The organism is Acinetobacter sp. TY2, from assembly GCF_046269225.1.
Lineage (GTDB): Bacteria > Pseudomonadota > Gammaproteobacteria > Pseudomonadales > Moraxellaceae > Acinetobacter.
The window spans coordinates 54,201-68,723 of the sequence record NZ_JBJZOR010000011.1 but is presented as its reverse complement, the minus strand read 5'-3'; the positions used below and the strand labels follow the sequence as shown (position 1 = coordinate 68,723).

The following is a 14,523-nucleotide window of genomic DNA, read 5'->3' as shown; positions in this document are numbered from 1 at the left end:
GAGTTATTTTTTAGTTACTAGCTGAATATAAAAAAGGAACTTACTTATGGTGAGTTCCTTTTTTTAAATGGAATGGTTGATTTAGAAATTGTATTCCATACCTAAACCAAACACCGTTTTCTTGTCATCATCAGTTTGCCAATCGCGTTTTTGTTGTGCAACTACACCGTAGAAACGCGCTTGTTTGTTAAAGTTATAGTCAACACCAAGACCATATTGGTCAATAGTACGGTCGCCACCTGACCATTGTGTTTCAGCAGATTGATATTGACCTTTTACTGTCCAAGGTGTTTCTGGAATGGTGTAACCAGCAGAAATCAACCAAGCTTTTTCTTCGAGTGTAGCAACGCGAGTATCAAGTTTTGCAGCTGTAAGGGCATCTGCAGAAGGAGAGTTAGAAGGCTCTGCAAATTGATATAATGCGCCGAAAACTAGACCTTTTGCGCCAATTGTACTTAAATCAATGGAACCCGTGATACGGTAAGCATCCGATTCAATATCTTTTAGACTCAGGGCATTATATGCACCTGCAACTGCAAAATTACCTGCTAGACCAGCCGCAATACCATAGTCTTTATTTTCATAGGTTAACGATGTAGAAACACCATTAATGCTGTCACGTTCTTTGCTTGAGTATACTGAGTTATTATTCTCACCCATTTGTGCTTGAACATTAAATTGTAAACCTGGAACGATGAGATTTTTATCAGTTTCAAAACCGACAACATTTTTTAAACGTTCTTCGCCATACATGGTTTTGGTGATATCAAGGTTAGTGTCATCATTGAAAATATCTTGATATTTACCAGCAGAGGTCTTGAAATATGAGTCATATTGACCTGCTTTTACTGTACCAATATCTTTAAATTTTAAGCCAAGGAAGCGGTTACGTGCACTGAGGTCTGTATCAGAACCAGAACCATCCGTAGAAATAGCCCATTCTGCTTGATAGACCACACCGACATTATCAGTCAGCTTTTCTTCGCCTTTGATCCCAATACGAGAAGCATTTGAATTTAATTGAGTTTCATCTGTGCCTTTGTAGTCTTTATTGTCTACTTGGTTTAAAGATACGTTGAGCTTACCGTAGATGGTTGGCGCTGCTTGCGCTGCGTTTAAGCCTAGTGATGCAATTGTTGCAGCGAGTAGCATTTTTTTCATTCAAAATTCTCCAAAACATGTTCAAAACGGCATTTATTTATTTCGCTTTTTATGGCGTTGATCAGCAGGTGGGTACTGACTAACGTGCATGCAGTATCTGCAAACAGTGTTACTAAAAAGTGAAAGTTCAATGACAGTTTGATGACGTTGATTGCATGGAAGATTTTTTAAACTTTAAAATAAAAAGACGTTTGATGATTTTTGAACATAAAAAATGAGGCATTGAGCCTCATTTTTTATGAATCAGATAAGGTACTTAGAGCGCTGCTTTAATTTTCTCTGCAAGCGATGCAATTTTCTCTTGATCACCCATTTGAGCTGCATGGCGTCCCAACTCATGAATCGAAGAAGGGATTAAGTGGAAATGAACATGCGGAACAGTTTGACCTGCCGCAACACCTGATAATTGCATTAAGACAATACCTTTTGCATCAAGTGCAGTCTCCATTGCCTTCGCAACCTTCTGTACAATTTGAATGGTATATGCTGCTGCCTCAGGGGTAAGGTCAAGTAATGTAACCGCAGGTAATTTTGGAATCACCAAAGTATGACCTTCGGCTTGAGGCATAATATCCATAAATGCCAAAACTTGATCATCTTCATAGACCTTGATTGCAGGAAGTTCACCACGAAGAATGCGGGCAAAAATATTCTGATCATCGTATGACATGTTTTTTCCTTAAAAGTTGAATTGTGCTGTAATTATTTACAGTTCAATTCTTTCTGACGTTCCTTGATCGCGTCAAGTCGTTGTTGCTCTTTTTCAGAAAATTTTGGTTTGCTTGTAAAGCAATTATCATTGCCGTACTTAGCTTTAGCCTCTGGGTCTTTAAAACAAAAACCTTTTGCTGCATAAATGACATTTGAGTCATCTTGTAATTTCTTACATTCTTGTGCTGCATCCGCAGCATAGACTGAACTGGCACATAAAGTTGCCATGCTTAGTAATGCAATTGAAATTTTTTTCATGAGTTTCCCTCAAAACTGACATATTACATTGTCTCATCTTATTATAAGGATGATTCTTCTGAATACAATGGTGAAAAATTATCCTTATGTTGTTTTGATGAGTTTTATAGATATAAGTAAGATAATTCTATACTTAAAGTTCTAAGATTATGATTCTAAAATAATATTGTTCCAAGATTCATAAAGTTTGACTGCTGTAGAAAAATCACTGTTAGGTTCGGCAAGTGCATTCGCAGATTGGATTAAACTGTAAGTTAAGCCCGTCACAGGTGCAGATAAACGTGCTTCACGAATCAAGTCAATCGCAATACCTGTATCTTTAGCGAGAAGTGGTAGAGCAAATGTCAAAGGGAAACTACGGTTTAAAATGCGCTGTGGTAATGCAGATTCGGTCACGCCACTTTTACCACTTGAAGCATTAATACAGTCGAGTGCTTCATTAAGATTTACGCCGTGTGCTTTTAGTGTGGTAAAGCCCTCGGCTGCTGCGCATAAATGAATTGCCATCATCATATTATTGACAGCTTTGACTGCAAAACCTGCACCTGCATCACCCACACGTTTAATTAATTTACCCATCGTTTGCATAGCAGGAAGTGCTTGATTAAATGCATCTTGATGGCCACCCACCATAAAAGTGAGGGTTGCATTTTCAGCACCAATGGTTTGTCCACTGACTGGTGCATCAAGGAACTGCACCTGTTGTGTTGCGAGTGTTGTTTGTAGTTTTTTGGCAGATTCGGGTACGCCACTTGTGCAGTCGACCCAAATAGAGTCTGCTTTTAGCTTGAGAGGCTGAATCAAATCTTCAACATCCTGACTCGTTGGTAAGCAAGAAAAAATAATGTCGGCTTGTACTGCTTGCTCTAGTTTTACCGCAATGGTGCCAAACTGTTCAGCATGTTGCTCAGCTTTGCTAAAATTTCGATTCCATACATAAACACTATCGAAATGTTGAGGTAAGTGCGCAGCCATACGCCAACCCATAGCGCCTAGACCAATAAATGCAACTGTTTGCGTCATGACATCACCCGAATCAGGAATTAAAATTATTTAAATAAATCATCAGCGCAATTTAAACTGAGAAGTGATTGTTTAAATTGGACTTGATCGTTTCGATAGCCACGTTGAGAGTGTTGGCCAAAATTCATCAGCGCTTTTCTGATTCGACATCAGACCCAAGTGTCCACCAGGGATGAGAGTAAACGTGACATCTTGGCTATTTGTCAATTGGACTAAGGGTTGAACAGAAGCTACAGTGACCATTTGATCGCCTTTACCAGCACCAATCATGAGTGAACAATCAATTTTATTGAGCTCAATTATGGTTTTACCGAGTGTGATTTTTCCATCTTTGAGTGGATTTTGTAGCCAAACATTAAATAGCATATCTTGGTTTACACCACCTGGGTAATCAATCATATGATTGAGAAAATGTCCAAGTGTGGCGTGTTCAATTAAGGTTTTTTGATCATCCAAATTTTGCAATAGGTTCTTGTGACCATCATACCAACCTTTAGGGTCTAAAACTTTAAAACCAATCGCATTGATAATACCAGGGGTATGCAAGAATGTTCGAGGAATACCACCGTTATAAAGTGTGTGTTTAAGTTTTTGATTATATGCTAAATACGCATTGATTTTACGGTATAAACGTCCAATACCACCAGATTTATAACTATCGATAGGGCTACCTAAAACAATAAGATTTTTAATATAACTCGGTTGATGGAGTGCGGTATAAAGCAATACAAAAATACCCGCCATACTCCAACCATGAAGTGAAATTTGCTCACTTTTAGAATGATTGCGAATGTGTTCGATGCAGTATGGAATTGATGTTTTAATAAAATCGAGGAAGGTTAAGTTACGGTCATTGTAGGTGAGTTTTCCCCAATCGATCAGGTAGACATCAAAGCCTTGTTCAGAAAAATATTTGACCAATGAGCGATACGGATAAAGGTCATAGATCGCCATACTAATTGCAAGAGGTGCAACAAAAACTAAAGGTTCTTTATATTTTTTATTTGCTGATGCGTAGTAGCGTACACGTGTTTGATGACGTTCTGCAATCACTTCATAAGGTGTACTTTGTGATAAAACTAATGATTTTCCATTGAAAATTCGAGTCGACAAATTTTTAATTTTTGCCTTACGTTCCTGAAATTTACTTTTGAGTTGTTCCATAATGAATTTTGAACTCAGATGAGTGGAAGTTTGTTCGAAGTCTAAGCGATAATTTACGTTTTTACCTTGACCTTAAATACATTAGACGCTCAAAATATTGGCAATAATTTACAAAGGCAGTTTTCGGACTGAGTTTAGAGATGAGCCAACACGACGAAATTGAATATCAACTGGATACTTTAGCCATTCGTACGGGGCATGATCGCACTTTCGAGGGTGAGCATAGTGAACCTATTTTCTTGACCTCTTCTTTTGTCTGTGAAAATGCTGCCGATGCCGCTGCTAAATTTTCAGGTGAAATCGCAGGAAATACCTATTCACGCTATACCAATCCAACGGTGCAGGCTTTCGAAAAACGCTTAGCTGTATTGGATGGTGCAGAACGTGCCGTTGCAACAAGTTCAGGTATGGCGGCTGTGCATGCGATCTGTTTGGCTTACCTTAAAGCCGGTGATCATGTTATTTGTTCACGTGCTGTATTTGGTTCGATTATTTCACTCTTTGAAAAATATGTTGTGAAATTTGGTGTTGACGTTACATTTGTTGAATTAGAAAATTTGGATGCTTGGAAACAAGCAGTCCGTCCAAATACAAAATTACTTTTTATTGAAACCCCATCAAATCCATTGGCACAAGTAGGTGATATGCAAGCAATTGCAGATATTGCTCATGCGAATGATGCATTATTTGCAGTTGATAATACATTCTGTACATCTATTTTACAGCAACCAATTAAATTTGGTGCGGACTTGATTATCTACTCATCAACTAAATATATTGATGGTCAAGGTCGTGCTTTAGGTGGTGCGGTTGTTGGTAAAGATAAACTTGTAGAAGAAATTAATGGTGTGATTCGCACACTTGGTAATTCTATGAGTCCGTTTAACGCTTGGATTTTCTTGAAAGGTTTAGAAACGTTAAGCCTACGTATGAAAGCACATTGTATTGGCGCGCAAAAACTTGCGGAATGGCTTGATCAACATGAGAAAGTTGAAAAAGTTTATTATGCAGGTTTACCAAATCATGAAGGTCATGAATTGGCAAAAAAACAACAAAGTGGTTTTGGTGGAGTTGTTTCGTTTATCGTAAAAGGTGAACGTACAGCGGCTTGGACTGTGATTGATAATACACGCTTCTTATCTATTACGAGTAATTTAGGTGATGTAAAATCAACCATTACCCATCCAGCAACGACATCGCATGGCAGAATGTCAGCCGAAGCTAAACAAGCCGCAGGAATTGTTGACGGTTTAATTCGTATTTCTGTTGGTCTTGAAGATATTGATGATATTATTCGTGATATTAAACGTGGTTTAGACCTTATCTAATTATTTAATTTATGTTCGGAGAATTTTATGAACATCAATATGTTAATGCAACAAGCACAACGTATGCAAAAAGACATGGAAGGCAATGTTAAAAAAGCCAAAGAAGAGCTTGCGCAAACAGAAGTGCATGCAGAAGCTGGTGGTGGTTTAGTGAAAGTGACGATGACTTGCCGTAACGTGGTTAAGCGTATCGAAATTAACCCTGAATTACTTCAAGATGATGCGGACATGGTTGAAGATTTGATTGCTGCGGCAATGAATGATGCTGCTCGTCAAGTAGAAGCGATCACTGAAGAAAAAATGAAAGGCGCAAACTCAGGTATGGGCTTGCCACCAGGTCTTGCAGGTATGTTCTAAGGAATACGCTTAGTGTTTAGTGATCGTTTTGATCAACTTGTACAAGCCTTGCGTATTTTGCCAAGTGTTGGGCCAAAATCGGCTCAACGCATGGCATTGCATTTGATCATGAAAAATCGTGAAGGTGCTGTTGCTTTGGCGCATGCACTCAATGAAGCAACCTCATATATTCATGAATGTACACTATGCCATTCACTGACTGAAAATGAAGTCTGTGATATCTGTGCTTCCAAAGATCGTGACGAACAAGTGTTATGTGTGGTTGAATCACCTGCAGATGTCATGGCGATTGAACAAAGTGGCAGTTTTCGTGGGAAATATCATGTATTGGGTGGACATTTATCACCTTTAGATGGGATTGGACCTGAGGAAATTGGTATTCCATATTTGTTACAACGCTTAAGTTCAGGACAGGTGGATGAAGTTATTCTTGCAACCAATGCTACTGTTGAAGGACAAGCAACTGCGCACTATTTGGTGGAAGCTACCAAACATTTGAATATTCAAATGACACGGATTGCACAAGGTGTTCCACAAGGTGGAGAGCTTGAATATGTTGATAGTCATACACTTAGCCAGGCACTGCATAATCGGATGAAAATGAAATAAGCACTGTAAAGTGCTTTTTTTATAAATAACTTGTATTCATTTTTTAAATTGGCAATGATGAGAGCGCTGTATTTTGATTTAAAGATTACTTGAAATATCTTAAAGAGAAAAAGCAATTAATTTTGAAATAAAAAGCCTGCTTTGTTTATTTTTTATTATAGATGATAGCGATCAATAAGGTGTTTATAAGCTATGTTTGACCAGTAATTTGCCCAAAAAAATATATTCATATTTTATATAATGTTGTAAAATAAACATAGTTTAAATGTAAGATTTTGATAGAACCTGATATGTCCAAATTTATCACCGAACAGGCTGACCTTGACACTGTAATCGCTTTAATGGCGCAGGGGTGTGTGTATGGGCTCGATACAGAATTTATTAAAGTGGATACATTTTGGCCGAAACTTGGTGTATTTCAAATTAATGTGAATGATCATGTTTTTTTATTGGATGGCACAACCTTAGATTTATCTTGTTTTTGGCAAAAAATTTTTGCAGCACAACAAAATATTTTTCATGCCTGTGGTGAGGACATTGATCTCATTTATCACTATGCCGACAAACAACCGCTTATCAATGTCTTTGATACGCAAGTTGCATTGTCATTTTTAGGGCATGGCTTACAAGTGAGTTATCAAAATGCACTTAAACTCGTTTTAGATATTGAAATTGATAAAGATCAGACACGTTCAGATTGGCTTGCTCGTCCTTTGAGTGTTGCACAAATGAAATATGCAGCCAATGATGTGCTATATATTATGCAGTTGGCAGATAAGCTGAAAGCTGAACTTGAAGCTAAAAATCTTTATACATGTGTGCTTGAAGATTGTCAGCATTTAACTCAAGAAATTGCGCTTGAAACCCCGCAAGAAAAATTATATACCGATGTTGGAAATTATCGTCATTCACGTAAACAATTGATGCAATTGCAACAATTGTCGGTATGGCGTGAAGAAATGGTCAAAGCGGTTAATCAGCCTCGTAGCTTTATTTTAAAAAATTCGACAATGATTGATTTGGTTGAAAAAAATCCCAAAAATATTTTTCAATTGTCAGGTATTAAAGATATTCGCCAAAATGTTATTCGTGAGCATGGCAAGACTATTTTAGATTTACTCAAATTTATACCAGAAGCTGAAAGTTGGCCACTGCGTTTAGCACGTCCAATTCGTCATTCATCACAAGGGATTACGCAAGCGGTCGATGAGTTGATTGAACAAATTGCGCAACAATGCATTGTTCCAAAAGAAGTATTAATACGTAAAAAGTGGTTAAATACTTTATATCAGCATGTGGTTTTTCATGGTGATGAGCAAAATTTACCAGCATATTTGCTCGGTTGGCGTTATGAAATATTGACCAAGCCACTGATTGAATTACTTAAAAAGGATGCCTTATATTTGACAACACAAATGCAAGTAATTGAATAAATGAGATGGATGTTACAAAATAAATAGCATGCTAAATTGATTAAACAATTATCAACTAGCAAAAAACTCGACACTTAGGTTAACAAACGCTAATGAATCCTGTGCTGTTTTGATGTATGCTGTTCGTTGATTTTGTAGACGCTGTTTTTTGATATGCATTGTAATATTTATAAGTCGAGTAAGAAGGATGAGATGTATCTTTACGTTGCCCGCCCGGCAATTTTAGAAGATGACAACTCAGATCCTTTAGATGTTCTTTCTGATGCTTTACGTACGGCATTTGGTCGTGCAACATTCGTGATGCATTTAGAACTCAGCGAAACTCGAAAACTTGCACGAGTCAATGTCCTGCATGTGATGGACTCATTGCAAACCAAAGGTTTCTTTATCCAAGTACCGCCAGAAGGATTAATCAATCCAAACGCGGTAGAGCCAGAAGGATTACGCGGTGCTTGATCAATTATCCGGAATATGGGCAAATTTTTTGGAATTGTTAGATACCATTCCAGAAGACAGTATCGCTGTCACTGTATATATTCTTGGGGCATTGATAATTCTATGGTGTTGGGCGGGTATTTGTAAGCGCTTACCCGCACCATTAGGTGGTATTACATGGATTATTGTATTTGCAGTGATTGCAACCCCTACGATTTCTGAAGGACCAAACTCTGCGTTAGCACCAGCAACTTTTGGCTTGCTCTTTGGGGTTTTAACCAAAGACTCACCACTCATTTGGTCTAATTTAGCATTAATTAGCTTTGTCATTGGCTTAGGCTTGCTCATTGGCTATTGTTGGTCAAAATACAAATCTAATAAAACCACACTAGAAAAAAGCAGCACAGCGAAAAATATTTCACCACTTTAAATTAAAAATAAAGGTTATTTATGTCTGTTGATGTACAACAATTTATTGGTACGGCGCAATATATTGCGACGGATAGTCTAAAACTTGCAGTTAAAGCTGCACGTGCACTGCAAAAACCATTATTGGTTAAAGGTGAGCCGGGAACGGGTAAAACCCTGTTGGCTGAACAGGTTGCAGAAAGTTTAGGTTTAAAACTCATCACATGGCACATCAAGTCGACTACCAAAGCTCAGCAAGGCTTATATGAGTACGATGCGGTATCACGTTTACGTGATAGTCAGTTGGGTGATGACCGTGTTTATGATATTAAAAATTATATTAAACCGGGTAAATTGTGGGAAGCATTTACAAGTGAAGAGCGTTGTGTATTGTTGATTGATGAAATTGACAAAGCGGACATCGAATTTCCAAATGACTTACTTCATGAACTCGATAAAATGTCATTCTTTGTCTATGAAACAGGTGAAACAATCACAGCGACTCAACGTCCAATCGTGATCATTACCTCAAATAATGAAAAAGAGTTACCTGACGCATTTTTACGTCGTTGTTTCTTTCATTATATTGAATTCCCTGATGAAGCGACGATGCGAGAAATTATTGCGGTTCATTTCCCTAATATAGCTAGTACATTGGTCAATGAAGCTTTACAAGTATTTTTCAAATTGCGTCAAGTACCTGGCTTGAAAAAACCACCTTCAACATCTGAGTTGATTGATTGGTTGAGTTTGTTGATGGCAGATGATATGCCTGAAGATGTATTACGTAACCATGACAAATCAAAAGCGATTCCACCTTTATATGGTGCTTTGATTAAAAATGAGCAAGATGTTCAATTACTTGAACGTTTAGCCTTTATGTCGCGTCGTTAATGGGGAGATCGCAACATGTTTGTGCGATTATTTTATACCCTTAGAAAATATGGCATTCCTGTATCGACACGTGAACTGATCGACCTAAATCAAGCGGTCAGTGAGGGTTTGGTCTTTGCAGATCAAAACGATTTTTATCAGCTTGTTAAAACGGTCATGGTTAAAGATGAGCGTTTTTTTGATAAATTTGACCGTGCCATGAAAGACTACTTTGATGGTATCCAAACGTTTGATTTGGATGATTTACTGAAAAAAGTTCATCAATTGCCAAAAGATTGGTTTGATCTTGAGCTACTTGAAAAACATTTGACACCTGAGCAACGTGCTGAATTACTTAAAGCAGGTTCGCTTGAAGAACTAATGAAAATGCTTGAAGAGAGATTGCGTGAGCAGCATAAAAAGCATCAAGGTGGCAATAAAATGATTGGCACAGGTGGCACATCGCCATTTGGTGCATTTGGTGATCATCCAGAGGGTGTGCGCATTGGTGGGCCGAGCCGTAAAAAGTCTGCGGTTAAAGTTTGGGAACAGCGTAATTATCAAAATTTAGATGATGAACAAATTTTGGGAACACGGCAAATGCAAATGGCTTTACGCCGTTTACGCAAGTTTGCCCGTCAAGGTGCTGCAGAAGAACTCGATATTAACAGCACGATTTATGAAACGGCGAAGCAGGGCATTTTAGATGTACAGATGGTGCCTGAGCGTCGTAATCGTGTCAAAGTGCTGATGTTATTTGATGTTGGTGGGTCAATGGATTCACACATTGCACAGTGTGAAAAGCTTTTTAGTGCAGCTAAGACTGAATTTAAAACCCTTGAATATTTTTATTTTCATAATTGTTTGTATGACTATGTGTGGAAAGATAATTTTCGCCGTTCATCAACCAAAATGAACACATGGGATTTGTTGAATTCTTATGGTCGTGATTACCGTGTGATTGTGGTCGGTGATGCGAGTATGGCGCCGTATGAGTTGAAGTCTGTTGGTGGTTCAGTGGAATATATGAATGAAGAGCCAGGCGAAGTGTGGCTACGTCGTTTGCGAAATCATTTTGAAAAAACAGCTTGGCTGAATCCTGAAGAACAGAACTATTGGCACTATACGCAGACTATTAACCAGATTAAACAGATTTTTGAAGATCATATGTATCCAATGACCTTGAAGGGAATTGAAGATTTAACCAAACTTTTGGCACGTTGATCGGATAGATTTAAGTTCGTTAATTTTTTTCAGTAAACGCAGTACAGAGGCTGACATGGATCATCAAATTAATGGAATTGCATTACCAAACGAAGCAGGTTTCTTTGGTGAATATGGCGGTCAATTTATTCCACCGCACTTAAAAGAAGCGATGGATGAAATTAATGTGGCTTATGAGGAAATTCGCCACACTGCTGAGTTTAAAGATGAATTGAATGATTTATTCACTCATTATGTCGGTCGTCCAAGTCCATTATTTCATGCGAAACGGTTGTCTGAACAATTGGGTGGTGCACAAATTTATTTGAAGCGTGAAGATTTAAACCATACTGGTGCACATAAAATCAATCACTGTTTGGGTGAGGCTTTACTTGCAAAGTATATGGGCAAAAGTAAAGTGATTGCAGAAACAGGTGCGGGTCAGCATGGAGTGGCTTTGGCGACAGCGTGTGCATTGGTCGGTATTCCATGTGAAATTCATATGGGTCAAGTTGATATTGAAAAAGAGCATCCCAATGTTGTAAAAATGAAAATTTTGGGCGCGCATTTAATTTCGGTGACACGTGGTACAGCAACACTTAAAGACGCTGTAGATAGTGCTTTTGAAGAATATTTGAAAGATCCAAAAAACTTTATTTATGCGATTGGGTCTGTGGTTGGACCACATCCGTTCCCAAAAATGGTTCGTGATTTCCAGTCGATTATTGGTGATGAAATTAAAATTCAGACTCAAGATCGTTTTGGTTCTGCACCTGATTATATTGTGGCATGTGTTGGTGGTGGTTCAAATGCGATGGGTGCGTTTACAGCATTCTTGAATGAGCCTGAAGTTAAACTTGTGGGTGTAGAGCCGGCAGGTTTGGGTTTGGATACAGCCATGCATTCTGCAACGTTAACACTTGGTAAACCTGGTCAATTGCATGGTATGGCGTGTTATGTGCTTGAGGATGAGCGGGGCGAACCTTTGCCTGTGCATTCGATTGCATCAGGGTTGGATTATCCTGGTGTGGGACCGCAACACAGCTTCTTGAAAGATTTGGGTCGTGTGGAATATTCAACGGCGACAGATGAAGAGTGTTTGAATGCATTTATGACGTTGTCACGTGTGGAGGGTATTGTACCTGCGCTTGAAAGTTCACATGCAGTTGCTTGGGCATTGCGTGAAGCACCAAAAATGGCAAAAGAGATTAGAGTAGTCGTGAATTTATCAGGTCGCGGTGATAAAGATTCAGATTATGTTGCTGCTAAGTTGGGTTTGAATTAATTTTTCAAAAATTTGATCATAAAAAAACTGCTCAATTGAGCAGTTTTTTTATATGTCTGACTTTTATATTTTGTATTTCCAGCCTTAGCCTGAAATGTATTGCTGTAATTGTTCAATGAGTTTGTGTTGATCTTCCATTGCAGCTTTCACAAGATCACCAATTGAAATAAATCCAATTAAGGTTTCTCCATCCATTACAGGAAGATGGCGCAAATGACGATCGGTCATTAAACCTAAACATTCATCTACAGTGTTGTGGCGTGTAACCGAAATAACTTTGGGTGTCATAATCTCTGCGACGGTCGTATGGTCTGATGTTCGTTGCATTAAAGCAATCTTACGCGTGTAGTCACGTTCAGAAAGTATGCCAACCACCTTATCATTTTCAGTGACCACAACAGCACCAATGCCTTTATTAGCCATGAGTGTAATGGCTTGTAATACGGTAGAATCAGGTGAAATCGTGTGGATTTCTTGACCTAATTTATTTTGAATGACTTGTGCGACTGTGGTCATCTTATGTGTCCTTCTTTTGTTTGATGCTAAATAATGTGGCTTATTATGCTACTTATTTTGGTATTTTTTGTGTATTACCTCTTTTAAATTAGCTCGATTTTAAAATTTTGCAAATACTTTGCAGTCATTATTTTAAAGCTTAGTGTTGAAATATACTTAATGCTTTGATTTAGAAAGATATTAAGCTGTCATGAAAGCAATATTCTGTTTGAAAAAGAAATGTCGAAACTGTGGTGTAGAAAGTTTAAATTTTTGGTTAGATGCATTATACAACACAGGTACGACCTCCATTTTTAGAAGCAGTGGAAGTAGTGAGTCTTTAAAATCCTTTGAGCTGATTTTACGTGGGGTATATTGTGGCCAATGTTGTTTTGCATATTGTAGTGCTTGTACTGAATTGAACCAAAATGGAAAGATATTGTTGTCTTGGTCAGACGTAATAGCCCATCCTTCGTTGTAAAGTCCCCATAAAACACCACAATACATCATAGATTTGAAAATTGAGATTTTGATATAGGCTTCTCGTGATACAGGCGGGATTGCAGTGTACTTTTTCATGTTCGGTCTTGCTCCAATGTTGACTGGATTGTTACAGGATAGCGATTCATATGAAAAAGACAGTGACAAAGTGGTATCGAATCGTAAGTAAATATATTTTAACAAAGTTAATTCTGATTAAAATGCAAAAAAACCACCGATTTGGTGGTTTGCATAACGCAATAAATTAAAATTGAAGAAAGTATTTAAGTGTTATGTGTTTGTTTGAGATGGGATGAGTAAATGTTGTGTTGGTTTGATTAATAATAAAATTGAAACTACAGTTAAAAGGGGAATAAAAACGCCACCTGAGTGACGTTTTTTTATGCTTGCATGGTTGCCATGTTCTGCCAATATTGTGCTTTCATTGAGTCCCGTTCTACACGGAAACCTTGAAAGTAAAGTTCAGCTAAGAACGTAGCTGATTTGCCGTGACCTGCACGAGCAACATCTTCGAGTTGTTCTACAGCGTTGGTAAAATTCATTTCACATTGAATTGTGTTTACCGCTGTTGCATAAACATGCTCGAGATCATGTTGAGAAAATTGATGAATCATAGATAACTCCTTATTGTAATTATGATTGCTACTTTGTTTGCAAAACTGTTTAATTTTAAAGACTGATCTACAAGTCTTTTCAAAAATATAAACAAGTTATATTAAACTAATATGACAAATTGCTTAACTTGTCAACTAATATGTGGGCTGGGCTGAAATATTTCAAGATTACATGATTAAACATTAATCGGTCGTAATTTTTATTAAAATAAAGATGGGACATACAAATAAAAGGAGAACAATATGAAAAACACATTAAACGGTTTTAATTTTGAAGTACCTCCGACTGAGTTGCAAATAAATGCTTTAGCTCAGTACCATCATCAGCAGCTTCACGATGCGGTCTTCCATCAGGGCGTCCATTTGGGTAACTTAGGCATCGAACAGCGCAAAATACTGCACGATTATACACGAAATTTACAACCAACACAACGGCTAGCTTTGGAACATGTTTATGACGATCAGATGCGAGGCTTAAACGATCCCACTTTACATGCAGACTCATATGACAATCCAATGTCAATGTTTGCAGTTACAGTTTGTATTATTGCACTTGCAGTTGTTTTATATCTATTTGCTCAAACGGTGATTCATTGATCTAATCAATGATCTATAAACGATATAGAGTACAGGTACAAAATTTAAATCTGCCTGATGAGTCTAAG

18 protein-coding genes are annotated in these 14,523 nt (G+C 37.8%); 10 read left to right on the top strand and 8 right to left on the bottom strand.

Features of this window, described 5'->3' with window-relative positions:
• Positions 1-81 precede the first annotated feature (81 nt).
• The 5 genes from ACK1JC_RS09025 to ACK1JC_RS09005 form a co-directional block, all read right to left on the bottom strand.
• Complete coding sequence (locus ACK1JC_RS09025; protein ID WP_409511539.1) at positions 82-1,161, bottom strand: porin; 1,080 nt, start codon at positions 1,159-1,161, stop codon at positions 82-84.
• Between the two features lie 256 nt (positions 1,162-1,417).
• Positions 1,418-1,831: an HIT family protein gene (locus tag ACK1JC_RS09020; RefSeq protein WP_409511538.1), complete on the bottom strand. Its 414-nt coding sequence runs from the start codon at positions 1,829-1,831 to the stop codon at positions 1,418-1,420.
• Positions 1,832-1,863: 32 nt separating this feature from the next.
• On the bottom strand, positions 1,864-2,130 hold the full coding sequence (locus ACK1JC_RS09015; protein WP_409511537.1) for a YARHG domain-containing protein: 267 nt from the start codon (positions 2,128-2,130) through the stop codon (positions 1,864-1,866).
• Positions 2,131-2,277: 147 nt separating this feature from the next.
• The gene (locus tag ACK1JC_RS09010) at positions 2,278-3,153 is read right to left on the bottom strand and encodes an NAD(P)-dependent oxidoreductase (RefSeq protein WP_409511536.1); all 876 of its coding nucleotides are present in this window, start codon (positions 3,151-3,153) and stop codon (positions 2,278-2,280) included.
• A gap of 72 nt (positions 3,154-3,225) precedes the next feature.
• Positions 3,226-4,317 carry an alpha/beta fold hydrolase gene (locus ACK1JC_RS09005; RefSeq protein ID WP_409511535.1) on the bottom strand — a complete coding sequence of 364 codons (1,092 nt, stop codon included), beginning with the start codon at positions 4,315-4,317 and terminating at the stop codon, positions 3,226-3,228.
• Positions 4,318-4,457: 140 nt separating this feature from the next.
• Between ACK1JC_RS09005 and ACK1JC_RS09000 the strand changes: the two genes are divergently transcribed.
• The 9 genes from ACK1JC_RS09000 to trpB all read left to right on the top strand — a co-directional run bounded on the left by ACK1JC_RS09000 (position 4,458) and on the right by trpB (position 12,248).
• Positions 4,458-5,645, top strand: coding sequence for an O-succinylhomoserine sulfhydrylase (locus ACK1JC_RS09000; protein WP_409511534.1), 1,188 nt, complete (start codon positions 4,458-4,460; stop codon positions 5,643-5,645).
• Positions 5,646-5,672: 27 nt separating this feature from the next.
• Positions 5,673-6,002, top strand: a complete 330-nt coding sequence (locus tag ACK1JC_RS08995; protein ID WP_409511533.1) for a YbaB/EbfC family nucleoid-associated protein — start codon at positions 5,673-5,675, stop codon at positions 6,000-6,002.
• 12 nt (positions 6,003-6,014) lie between these two features.
• The gene (gene recR / locus ACK1JC_RS08990; RefSeq protein ID WP_409511532.1) at positions 6,015-6,611 is read left to right on the top strand and encodes a recombination mediator RecR; all 597 of its coding nucleotides are present in this window, start codon (positions 6,015-6,017) and stop codon (positions 6,609-6,611) included.
• Between the two features lie 290 nt (positions 6,612-6,901).
• Positions 6,902-8,044 (top strand): ribonuclease D, encoded by a 1,143-nt coding sequence (locus ACK1JC_RS08985; protein ID WP_409511531.1) that lies wholly within the window; start codon positions 6,902-6,904, stop codon positions 8,042-8,044.
• 153 nt (positions 8,045-8,197) lie between these two features.
• A complete protein-coding gene (locus ACK1JC_RS08980; protein ID WP_409511530.1) occupies positions 8,198-8,500 on the top strand; it encodes a YcgL domain-containing protein in 303 nt (100 codons plus the stop codon).
• A complete protein-coding gene (locus ACK1JC_RS08975) occupies positions 8,493-8,909 on the top strand; it encodes a hypothetical protein (protein WP_409511529.1) in 417 nt (138 codons plus the stop codon). Before ACK1JC_RS08980 ends, ACK1JC_RS08975 begins: the two co-directional genes overlap by 8 nt.
• A 20-nt stretch (positions 8,910-8,929) precedes the next feature.
• Complete coding sequence (locus tag ACK1JC_RS08970) at positions 8,930-9,781, top strand: AAA family ATPase (protein WP_409511528.1); 852 nt, start codon at positions 8,930-8,932, stop codon at positions 9,779-9,781.
• A gap of 15 nt (positions 9,782-9,796) precedes the next feature.
• Entirely contained in the window at positions 9,797-10,984 is a 1,188-nt protein-coding gene (locus tag ACK1JC_RS08965) for a vWA domain-containing protein (RefSeq protein WP_409511527.1), read from the top strand.
• A gap of 55 nt (positions 10,985-11,039) precedes the next feature.
• Complete coding sequence (gene trpB, locus ACK1JC_RS08960) at positions 11,040-12,248, top strand: tryptophan synthase subunit beta (protein ID WP_409511526.1); 1,209 nt, start codon at positions 11,040-11,042, stop codon at positions 12,246-12,248.
• A gap of 84 nt (positions 12,249-12,332) precedes the next feature.
• Here trpB and ACK1JC_RS08955 read toward each other — a convergent pair whose 3' ends face one another.
• The 3 genes from ACK1JC_RS08955 to ACK1JC_RS08945 form a co-directional block, all read right to left on the bottom strand.
• Positions 12,333-12,764 (bottom strand): CBS domain-containing protein, encoded by a 432-nt coding sequence (locus ACK1JC_RS08955; protein ID WP_409511525.1) that lies wholly within the window; start codon positions 12,762-12,764, stop codon positions 12,333-12,335.
• A 180-nt stretch (positions 12,765-12,944) separates the two neighbouring features.
• Positions 12,945-13,322 (bottom strand): DUF2750 domain-containing protein, encoded by a 378-nt coding sequence (locus tag ACK1JC_RS08950; RefSeq protein ID WP_409511524.1) that lies wholly within the window; start codon positions 13,320-13,322, stop codon positions 12,945-12,947.
• A 302-nt stretch (positions 13,323-13,624) separates the two neighbouring features.
• Positions 13,625-13,858, bottom strand: a complete 234-nt coding sequence (locus ACK1JC_RS08945) for a hypothetical protein (protein WP_409511523.1) — start codon at positions 13,856-13,858, stop codon at positions 13,625-13,627.
• A gap of 243 nt (positions 13,859-14,101) precedes the next feature.
• Here ACK1JC_RS08945 and ACK1JC_RS08940 point away from each other — a divergent pair, with 243 nt between their 5' ends.
• Positions 14,102-14,455, top strand: a complete 354-nt coding sequence (locus ACK1JC_RS08940; RefSeq protein WP_409511522.1) for a hypothetical protein — start codon at positions 14,102-14,104, stop codon at positions 14,453-14,455.
• Positions 14,456-14,523 lie beyond the last annotated feature (68 nt).

Coding starts and splice junctions, on each gene's coding strand:
- ACK1JC_RS09025 (WP_409511539.1), bottom strand. CDS start 1,161: ATGAAAAAAATGCTACTCGCTGCAACAATTGCATCACTAGGCTTAAAC.
- ACK1JC_RS09020 (WP_409511538.1), bottom strand. CDS start 1,831: ATGTCATACGATGATCAGAATATTTTTGCCCGCATTCTTCGTGGTGAA.
- ACK1JC_RS09015 (WP_409511537.1), bottom strand. CDS start 2,130: ATGAAAAAAATTTCAATTGCATTACTAAGCATGGCAACTTTATGTGCC.
- ACK1JC_RS09010 (WP_409511536.1), bottom strand. CDS start 3,153: ATGACGCAAACAGTTGCATTTATTGGTCTAGGCGCTATGGGTTGGCGT.
- ACK1JC_RS09005 (WP_409511535.1), bottom strand. CDS start 4,317: ATGGAACAACTCAAAAGTAAATTTCAGGAACGTAAGGCAAAAATTAAA.
- ACK1JC_RS09000 (WP_409511534.1), top strand. CDS start 4,458: ATGAGCCAACACGACGAAATTGAATATCAACTGGATACTTTAGCCATT.
- ACK1JC_RS08995 (WP_409511533.1), top strand. CDS start 5,673: ATGAACATCAATATGTTAATGCAACAAGCACAACGTATGCAAAAAGAC.
- ACK1JC_RS08985 (WP_409511531.1), top strand. CDS start 6,902: ATGTCCAAATTTATCACCGAACAGGCTGACCTTGACACTGTAATCGCT.
- ACK1JC_RS08980 (WP_409511530.1), top strand. CDS start 8,198: ATGCATTGTAATATTTATAAGTCGAGTAAGAAGGATGAGATGTATCTT.
- ACK1JC_RS08970 (WP_409511528.1), top strand. CDS start 8,930: ATGTCTGTTGATGTACAACAATTTATTGGTACGGCGCAATATATTGCG.
- ACK1JC_RS08965 (WP_409511527.1), top strand. CDS start 9,797: ATGTTTGTGCGATTATTTTATACCCTTAGAAAATATGGCATTCCTGTA.
- trpB (WP_409511526.1), top strand. CDS start 11,040: ATGGATCATCAAATTAATGGAATTGCATTACCAAACGAAGCAGGTTTC.
- ACK1JC_RS08955 (WP_409511525.1), bottom strand. CDS start 12,764: ATGACCACAGTCGCACAAGTCATTCAAAATAAATTAGGTCAAGAAATC.
- ACK1JC_RS08950 (WP_409511524.1), bottom strand. CDS start 13,322: ATGAAAAAGTACACTGCAATCCCGCCTGTATCACGAGAAGCCTATATC.
- ACK1JC_RS08945 (WP_409511523.1), bottom strand. CDS start 13,858: ATGATTCATCAATTTTCTCAACATGATCTCGAGCATGTTTATGCAACA.
- ACK1JC_RS08940 (WP_409511522.1), top strand. CDS start 14,102: ATGAAAAACACATTAAACGGTTTTAATTTTGAAGTACCTCCGACTGAG.